Annotated in this window: 6 protein-coding genes; all 6 read right to left on the bottom strand. The window is 65.5% G+C overall.

All coding sequences use genetic code 11. From position 1 onward, the window contains the following. Window positions 1–660, bottom strand: a 660-nt coding sequence (locus AOK24_RS25315) for an ATP-binding cassette domain-containing protein (protein WP_159051974.1), incomplete at its 3' end; no start/stop codon positions are given. Then, window positions 653–1,711: an ABC transporter ATP-binding protein gene (locus AOK24_RS25310; protein WP_055722381.1), complete on the bottom strand. Its 1,059-nt coding sequence runs from the start codon at window positions 1,709–1,711 to the stop codon at window positions 653–655. The genes AOK24_RS25310 and AOK24_RS25315, both read right to left, overlap by 8 nt. A gap of 10 nt (window positions 1,712–1,721) precedes the next feature. Beyond that, window positions 1,722–2,663 carry an ABC transporter permease gene (locus tag AOK24_RS25305; protein ID WP_055722380.1) on the bottom strand — a complete coding sequence of 314 codons (942 nt, stop codon included), beginning with the start codon at window positions 2,661–2,663 and terminating at the stop codon, window positions 1,722–1,724. Continuing rightward, complete coding sequence (locus AOK24_RS25300; protein ID WP_055722379.1) at window positions 2,656–3,582, bottom strand: ABC transporter permease; 927 nt, start codon at window positions 3,580–3,582, stop codon at window positions 2,656–2,658. The genes AOK24_RS25305 and AOK24_RS25300 overlap by 8 nt, the downstream gene beginning before the upstream one ends. A gap of 151 nt (window positions 3,583–3,733) precedes the next feature. Continuing rightward, the gene (locus AOK24_RS25295; RefSeq protein WP_055722378.1) at window positions 3,734–5,350 is read right to left on the bottom strand and encodes a peptide ABC transporter substrate-binding protein; all 1,617 of its coding nucleotides are present in this window, start codon (window positions 5,348–5,350) and stop codon (window positions 3,734–3,736) included. Between the two features lie 553 nt (window positions 5,351–5,903). Next, window positions 5,904–6,491, bottom strand: a complete 588-nt coding sequence (locus AOK24_RS25290) for a hypothetical protein (RefSeq protein ID WP_133258145.1) — start codon at window positions 6,489–6,491, stop codon at window positions 5,904–5,906. Window positions 6,492–6,640: the final 149 nt, after the last annotated feature.

Here is a 6,640-nt window from a genome sequence, read left to right as displayed (position 1 = left end):
CTGCACGGAGACGTCCAGCGCGGAGACCGGCTCGTCGCAGATGATGACCTCGGGGTTGAGGGCGAGTCCGCGGGCGATGCCGATGCGCTGCCGCTGGCCACCGGAGAACTGGTGGGGGTAGCGGTTGATGTACTCCGGGTTGAGGCCGACGACGTCGAGCAGTTCCTTCACCCGCTGGCGCCGGTCGCCCTTGGGGGCCACCTCGGGGTGGATGTCGTACGGCTCCCCGATGATGTCGCCGACCGTCATGCGCGGGTTCAGCGAGGTGTACGGGTCCTGGAAGATCATCTGGATGTTCCGGCGGACGGCCTTGAGGGCCTTGCCGGACAGCCGGGTGATGTCCTCACCCTTGTAGAAGACCTCGCCGGACGTCGCGCGCTCCAGGTTCATCAGGAGCTTGGCGACGGTCGACTTGCCGCAGCCGGACTCGCCCACGATGCCGAGCGTCTCGCCCTTGTAGAGGTCGAAGGAGACCCCGTCGACGGCCTTGACGGCGCCGACCTGGCGCTTGATGACGATGCCCTGCGTCAGGGGGAAGTGCTTGACGAGGTTGCGCACCTGGAGGATGGGCTCACCCCGGTCCGCCGGAGCCGCCTCCTTGGACACGGAGACGTCCGGCTTGACGTCCTCGGGCTCGGCGGCCTTGGTCGTCTCAGCCATGGATCGTCTCCTTCCAGAAGTGGCACGCGCTGGCGCGGCCGGGCAGTTCCGTACCGTCCCGCTCGGTCACCGGGACGAGCGGCGGCAGGTCCGTACGGCAGATGTCCTGCGCCTTCTCGCAGCGCGGGTTGAAGGCGCAGCCCTGCGGGACCTTGAGCAGGTTGGGCGGCAGGCCCTTGATCGCGTACAGCTCCTGGCCCTTCTGGTCCAGGCGCGGGATCGAGTCGAGCAGACCCCGGGTGTACGGGTGGGCGGGGCGCTTGTACAGCTCGTGCACCGGCGCCGTCTCCACGATCCGGCCCGCGTACATCACGGCGATCTTGTCGGCGACGTCCGCGACGACCCCGAGGTCGTGGGTGATGAGGATGAGCCCCATCTGGTACTCGCGCTGGAGCTCCGCGAGCAGGTCCATGACCTGGGCCTGGACGGTCACGTCGAGGGCCGTGGTGGGCTCGTCGGCGATGATCAGGTCCGGTTCGAGGGCGAGCGCCATGGCGATCATGATGCGCTGGCGCATACCGCCGGAGAACTGGTGGGGGTAGTCGTTGACGCGAGCCGCGGCGGCCGGGATCTTCACCCGGTCCATCAGCTCGATCGACTTCGCCTTGGCGTCCTTGCGGGACATCCCCTGGTGGACGCGGAACATCTCACCGAGCTGGAAGCCCACGCTGAGCACGGGGTTGAGCGAGGAGAGCGCGTCCTGGAAGATCATCGCGATGCGGGCACCGCGCAGCTTGCGCCGCTCCTCCTCGGACATGGTCAGCATGTCCTGGCCCTTGAAGCGGATCTCGCCCTGGGGGATGCTGGCTGGCGGCATGTCGAGGATGCCCATGATCGCCTGAGCCGTCACGGACTTGCCCGAACCGGACTCGCCGAGCACGGCGAGCGTCTCTCCGGACTTCACCGAGTAGTTGACACCGTTGACGGCGCGGACGACGCCCTCGCGGGTCTTGAACTCGACGTGCAGGTCGCGGACTTCGAGCAGCGGGCTGTCGCTGTCCTGGCCGTCCCGGGGAGCCGGGACTGCGTCCGTCGTATCGATGGTGGTCACGTACGCCTCCCTAGCGCATCTTGGGGTCGAAGGCGTCGCGCACCACGTCGCCGAGCATGATGAACGCCAGCACGGTGATGCTGAGGAAACCGGCCGGGAACAGCAGTGCGTGCGGCGAGGTGAGGAACCGGTCCTGCGCGTCGGAGATCATCAGGCCCCAGGAGATGTTGGGGGCCTGGATGCCGATGCCGAGGTAGGACAGGGCGGCTTCGGCGGCGATGTAGACGCCGAGGTTCATCGTGGTGATGACGATGACGGGGGCCAGCGTGTTGGGCAGGATGTGCCGGAACGCGATCCGCTTCGAGTCGGCGCCGAGTGCTCGCGCCGCCGCGACGTAGTCGTGGTACTTGTTCGCGATGACCTCGCCGCGCATGATCCGGTAGACCTGTGGCCAGCCGAGGATCGCCATGATGAACGAGACGCCCCAGACGTTGCCCGCGTTGAAGATCGACATGATCAGCAGACCGCCGATGATCAGCGGCAGGGAGGCGAAGATCTCGGTGATGCGGGAGACGACCGAGTCGACCCAGCCGCCGATGAGACCGGCGAGCATGCCGAGGAGGCCGCCGATCAGGGTGGTGGCGAGGGTGGTGACGACACCGACCACGATCGAGTTGCGGGTGCCCCAGACGGTGCGGGTGTAGATGTCGCAGCCCTGGACGTCGTAGCCGAACAGGTGTCCGGAGGACGGCCCGTTCATCGAGTTTTCCAGCTGGCAGAAGCCGTCGGACAGCGGCGAGCGGGACGTGAACAGGCCGGGCGCGATCGCCAGCGCGAGCAGGGCCAGGATGATGATCACGGTGAAGATGAACATGGGCCGCTTGCGCAGGTCCGCCCAGCCGTCCTTGAGGAGGCTCGCCTGCCGGGCCGCCGCCTTCTCCTCCGCCTCCAACTCCTTGGCCAGCGCGGCCTCGTCGGGGACAGAGGGCTTCTCTATCGTCTTCTCACTCATAGCGGATCCTCGGGTCGAGCACGGCGTACAGCAGGTCTACGAGGAGGTTGGCCACCAGGTAGATCAGGACGAGCAGGGTCACCAGACCGACCACGACGGGCCGTTCGCGCAGGTACACGGACTGGGCGATCTGGCCGCCGAGACCGGGCAGGTTGAAGACGCGCTCGGTGATGATGGCGCCGCCCATCAGGGCGCCGAGGTCCATGCCCAGGAAGGTGACGACCGGGATCAGCGAGTTGCGCAGCGCGTGCACGCCGATGACGCGGCGACGGGGCAGGCCCTTGGCGACCGCGGTGCGCACGTAGTCGGCGCGGATCGACTCGCCCATGCTCGTCCGGGTGAGGCGGGCGATGTAGGCCATGGAGGTCGAGGCCAGGACGATGGCGGGCAGGATGTAACTCTGCGGCCAGCCCTTCTCGATACCGGCGACCGGTGTGGCCTTGAGGTTCACACCGAGCTCCAGCTGGAGCACGCTGCCGAGGACGAAGACGGGGATGGAGATCAGGATCAGCGTGGAGACCAGCACCACGTTGTCGATGAACTTGCCCTTCTTCAGCGCGGCGAAGATACCGGCGACGATGCCGATCACGGCCTCGATGCCGAACGCGGTGAGGGCGAGCTTCAGCGTGACCGGGAACCGCTCGGAGACGATCTCCGAGATCTCGCGGCCGTTGTACGTCTGGCCCAGGTCACCGGTGAAGACGCCGGTGATGTAGTGCCAGTACTGCTGGTACAGCGGCTCGTTGAGGTGGTACTGCTCACGCAGCATCGCCGCGATGTTGGGGTCGGCGCGCTTCTCGCCGGCGAGAGCCTGGATCGGGTCGCCGGGCAAAGCGAAGACCAGGCAAAAGATGATGAACGTGACGCCTATCAGTACAGGGATTGCCTGTAGCAGGCGTCGCGCCGCATATCGGCCCATGGGTACTCCAGAGGGGGGGTTGCTGTAACCGTCCGAGGCCGGGGGCACGGCTGTTCAGGACGGGAGACGGCAGACGGGGTGAGCAGGGGAAGGACCCGCCTCCCCCTGCTCACCCTGGTCCGCTGTTGGCCGGAAACCGCTCAGTTGCGTACTAGCTGAGCTTGACCGAGTCCCACAGGACGTTGTGGCCGGCGATCTTGACCGACTTGATCTTGTCGCTGAAGCCGCCGTTCAGCTTGTAGAAGTAGATCGGGATGTACGGCATCTCGTCGAGCAGGATGTCGTCCGCCGCCTGGTACTTCTTGATGGCGTCGGCCGGGGTCGCGCCCTGGTCGCCCTCGACGAGGAGCTTGTCGAAGGCCGGGTTCGAGTAGCCGGCGTAGTTGGAGCCGTTGGCGATGGCGTCCGTGGAGTAGATCGGACGGAGGTAGTTCTCCATGTCCGGGTAGTCCATGTTCCAGCCCATGCGGAACGCGCCCTGGTACTTCTTCGCGTCCAGGTCGTTGAGGATGGTCTGGAACTGCTCGAACGGCTTGGCCGTGACCTTGATGCCCAGGTTCTGCTGGATCTGGTTCGCGACCGCGGTGACCCACGCCTTGTGGTCGCCGTCGGCGTTGTAGCCGATCTCCAGGGTGTTGCCCGGGAGGCCGCCGCTGGCCTTGTACAGCGCCTTGGCCTTCGTCGGGTCCAGCGTGCACGCGTCGCCGCACGCGCCCTGACGGTAGCCGTCGATGATCGGGCTGATGAAGTCGTCGGCCGGCATGCGGGAGCCGAGGAAGATCTTGTCGGCGATCGCCTTGCGGTCGATCGACATCGAGATCGCCTTGCGGAGATCCTTGTTCTGGAAGAGCTTGTTGTACTTCAGCGGGAAGCCGATGAACCCGACGCCGGAGTCGGACTCGTCGAGCGTGCGGCCCGGGAGGTCCTTCTTGTACGTCGGCAGACCCGAGTTCGGGATCGTGATGTCGAGGTCGAGGTTGCCGGCGACCAGGTCCTTGTAGGCGGTGTCCTGGTTCGAGTAGATCTTGAAGTTGATGCCCTTGACGGTGTACTTCGCCGCGTCCGGGTACTTGTCGTACTTCTTCAGCGAGATCGACTCGTTGTGCTTGACCTTGCCGTCCATCATGTACGGCCCGTTGCCGATCGGGGCCTCACCGAAGCCCTTGGGGTCCTTGAAGAACGCCTTGGGCAGCGGGGCGAACGCGGTGTACGACAGCTGCGCGCGGAACGCGGAGAACGCACCGGTCAGCGTGACCTGGAACGTGTTCTCGTCGATGACCTTGAGACCGGACATCTTGTCGGTCGCGGGCTTCTTGCCCTCGCCCGGGTTCAGGTCGGTCCAGCCCTGGATGTGGTTGAACAGGGCGTTGGTCTGCTGCGCGTTCTGCTGGTTGGCGCCGTAGTTCCAGGCGTCGACGTAGGACTGCGCCGTGACCTTCTCACCGTTGTGGAAGGTGTAGCCCGGCTTCAGCTTGAACGTCCAGACCTTGTTGTCCTTGGTCTCGATCGAGGCCGCCATGTCGTCGACGACCTTGTTGTCCGCGTCGAGCTTGGTCAGACCCGTGAAGAGGGCGTGGATGACCTGGGCGCCCTCGGTCTCGTAGGTGTTGCTCGGAACAAGTCCGTTCTGCGGCTCACCGATCTGCATCGCGACAATGCCGTCGTTCTTGCCGGAGCTGCCGCTGTCACCGCCGCCGCCACAGGCCGTCGCGCCGAGTACCACCACCGTGGCTATGGCCACCCACTTGGCGCTCTTGGCACCGCGCATGGGTTCCTCCTCATGAGTCCCTAGGTTCACCGCATAGAAGAGCACAAGACATCACACCGTCACCGATGTCGGTAAGAGTCAGTGCCCCCTGCGCTCGCGAGCCGACGCCACCTGAAGACGTGGACCCGTAGTTCCGAGCTCTACGCGCCTAACTATCTGCCATCACACATGGCCGAACCACACCCGCAAGGTCTCGGTTCGATCACACCTGCCGCCTACTTCTTCCAAAATCCGGACAAAGCGCTAGGTGAAAGATCCCTGCGAAACGGACTTGTTACACAACTATCGACGATAGGTGTCCGGATAGCGGACGCTGGCGCAAAAAAATCATTTGCCAACAAGTGCGGAGGAACTCCCTCGACGCACCGGGCGGAACAAAACGTGACGTTCCCCGACAGGTGACCCGTCGCCCTCGCCACGATAGCGCCGCGCCGCCCTCCGGTGCGATCGCTCCGCGAAAGCCCGCCCAGGTCGTAGGGAAAACCCTGTACGCACAAGGACCGGATCCCTCGAAAGGAACCCGGCCCTCATCACTCTCTTCTTACTGCGCGCGTCAGCAGTACCCGTTCTTCGCGGCCCGCTTCGCCGTACCCGCCGCGGGGTTCTCGGTGCACTTCACGGCACCCTCCGCCTCGACGCTCCAGCTGCGCGCCTTGCCGTAACCGACACTTCCCCAGCCCGTCCCCCGGGAGTTGCAGGTCTTGGCGGAGTAATAGCCCGACACCTTCTTGACTCCGCTGAAGATCGCGTACGTCCCCGGCTGGTTGAAGTTGAACGTGATCGTCTCGCTCGTCTCCTTGGTCTTCTCCCCCGCCCGCGAGAGTGTCCCCGACACATTGGCGTCCAGGCTGGAGATCACCCAGCTCGCCGAGTAGCTGACCCCGGTGGTGATCTCCCGGCCGGAGGTCACGGTCGCCCGGAGCGTCGCGGTCTTGGAGTGCGTGCCGGTCGTACCTGCCGCAATGCTGATCTGCTTGGCGTGCGTGATAACCCAACTCTGGCTGACGCTGGTCCACTTGGCGCTCTTGTAACCCGGCTCACAGACGAGCGGAGCAGCGTTCGCGGCGGTGGCCGGGCCCAGCACGACCGTGGCGGCGACGAACCCCGTGACGCCGGCGACGGACAGCAGCTTCTTCTTCATGAAGTCCCCCTTCTCCATACGGACGGCCCTGGTGAGGAGCCGTGCGAGGAAATTAGCAGTGGGACTCGGGGGATTTCGTGGCACTTGAGCGAGATCTGAGAGTCGAGGGCCGGCGCCCGGCTCTCCGGGCCCCCCGCCCACCCCTCCGC

Source organism: Streptomyces niveiscabiei (genome assembly GCF_001419795.1).
In the GTDB taxonomy this organism is placed as follows: Bacteria; Actinomycetota; Actinomycetes; order Streptomycetales; family Streptomycetaceae; genus Streptomyces; species Streptomyces niveiscabiei.
Note: the sequence above shows the minus strand (reverse complement) of the source record. Positions and strands in the feature narration are given on the sequence as shown.

Coding starts and splice junctions, on each gene's coding strand:
- AOK24_RS25290 (WP_133258145.1), bottom strand. CDS start 6,491: ATGAAGAAGAAGCTGCTGTCCGTCGCCGGCGTCACGGGGTTCGTCGCC.
- AOK24_RS25305 (WP_055722380.1), bottom strand. CDS start 2,663: ATGAGTGAGAAGACGATAGAGAAGCCCTCTGTCCCCGACGAGGCCGCG.
- AOK24_RS25295 (WP_055722378.1), bottom strand. CDS start 5,350: ATGCGCGGTGCCAAGAGCGCCAAGTGGGTGGCCATAGCCACGGTGGTG.
- AOK24_RS25300 (WP_055722379.1), bottom strand. CDS start 3,582: ATGGGCCGATATGCGGCGCGACGCCTGCTACAGGCAATCCCTGTACTG.